Genomic DNA, 1,488 nt, shown 5'->3' with positions numbered 1-1,488 from the left:
ACATCTCCCAGGATTGTCGCTTTTGGCATATTGATGCCGGCTTCGGTCGGCAGTGCCGGTGGCCGTGGATGCGTGTTCTTGAAGCGATTTGGATGCCGCGAGAAAGCGTTCTGCAAGACTCGATCGCGCTGTTCGTAGATGATTTTTGCCACGTCGTTGTGCACGGCGGCCGGGGTCATGTAGCCGATTCCGGAGTGCCGATGTTCATAGTTATACCAAGCAAAGAACGTCTGACAGAAGGCACGCGCTTCATCCAACGAGTGAAACCGCTCGGGGAAGCCTGGCCGATACTTCATCGTCTTGAATTGCGCTTCAGAGTACGGGTTATCGTCGGACGTATAAGGGCGGCTATGGCTTTTGACGACATCGAGATCGACGAGCAAATCGGCGACCAGCTTGGAGCGCATCGCGGCGCCCCGGTCAGCGTGCAACGTGAGCTGATCAGGTGCGATCCCCTCTTTGTCACAGGTGTGCCCGATGAGTGCTTCGGCGAGCAGGTCCGATTCACGATCGGCGATCATCCAGCCGACCACGTAGCGGCTAAAAATATCGAGTATGACGTACAGATGGAAATGTGCCGACTTGACCGGCCCCTTCAACTTGGTGATATCCCACGACCACACCTCACAGGCCCGCGTGGCGAGCAGCTCGGGCCGCGCATAGGCCGGGTGTACCAACTCGTCACGGCGTCCACGCGTGCCGCTGCAGGCACGCAGGATGCGGTAGAAGGTCGACACCGACGCCAGGAATATCCCTGCATCGAGCAGCATGGCATACGCCGTGCGCGGTGCAACGTCGACATACTCTGGCGAATGGAGTACATCGATGATCTCCTGCCGTTCAGCCTCGCTCAGCGCAAGCGGCGAGCGACGCGGACGGCGTACCGTATGCAGCGCCTGGCGCGTTTCTCGCTGGGCACGGTAGTAGCTACCGCGTGCCAGCCCCATGCTGGCGCAGGCAGCGCGCACGCCCATCTCTCCCACGAGTTCCGAGGTCGCCTCCATCACACTGAATCCTCTTCCGTTGGCAAGCCCAGGAGATTGCAAAGTTTTTTTTGGGCCGCGATAATGAGCTTGGCCCGCTCAAGCTGTTTGGTGAGCTTTTCATTGGTCAGTTCCAGATTGGCGACGCGCCTGTCCACCGCTTTTGCCGCATCCGGCTTCGGTCCGCGCTTCGTGTTCGGTATGGCCGCCTCACTTGCCGCGACCAACAGCCGCCACTTGCTCAGATGTGAGCTGTACAGGCCCTCGCGACGCAACAGTGCGCCGATGGCACCTGGCGCCGTGCATGCATCTGCCTCACGCACGATGCGCTGCATATACGCCGTCGTGAACTTGCGGCGCTTGGCCACGGCGACCACCTCAGTACTTGCTGCCGCTTCCGAAACGTCGGACGGATGTGATGCTGCTGTCATGTTCAATTCCATATGTGTGCCAACTTCCTTAATTAGACTGATGAAGTTGTCTCACAACAGTTTGACACAGGGGG

The 1,488-nt window shown here is 59.1% G+C and carries 2 protein-coding genes; both read right to left on the bottom strand.

What is annotated here, in order from left to right; all coding sequences use genetic code 11:
- The coding region (locus F2P46_RS35760; RefSeq protein WP_166899255.1) for an IS3 family transposase at positions 1-1,007 on the bottom strand (1,007 nt) is incomplete at its 3' end.
- The gene (locus F2P46_RS35755) at positions 1,004-1,426 is read right to left on the bottom strand and encodes a hypothetical protein (RefSeq protein ID WP_229509601.1); all 423 of its coding nucleotides are present in this window, start codon (positions 1,424-1,426) and stop codon (positions 1,004-1,006) included. The genes F2P46_RS35760 and F2P46_RS35755, both read right to left, overlap by 4 nt.
- Positions 1,427-1,488: the final 62 nt, after the last annotated feature.

Origin of the sequence: Massilia sp. CCM 8734 (assembly GCF_011682155.1) — a bacterium.
Lineage (GTDB): Bacteria > Pseudomonadota > Gammaproteobacteria > Burkholderiales > Burkholderiaceae_D > Telluria_A > Telluria_A rubra.
Note: the sequence above shows the minus strand (reverse complement) of the source record. Positions and strands in the feature narration are given on the sequence as shown.

Coding starts and splice junctions, on each gene's coding strand:
- F2P46_RS35755 (WP_229509601.1), bottom strand. CDS start 1,426: ATGGAATTGAACATGACAGCAGCATCACATCCGTCCGACGTTTCGGAA.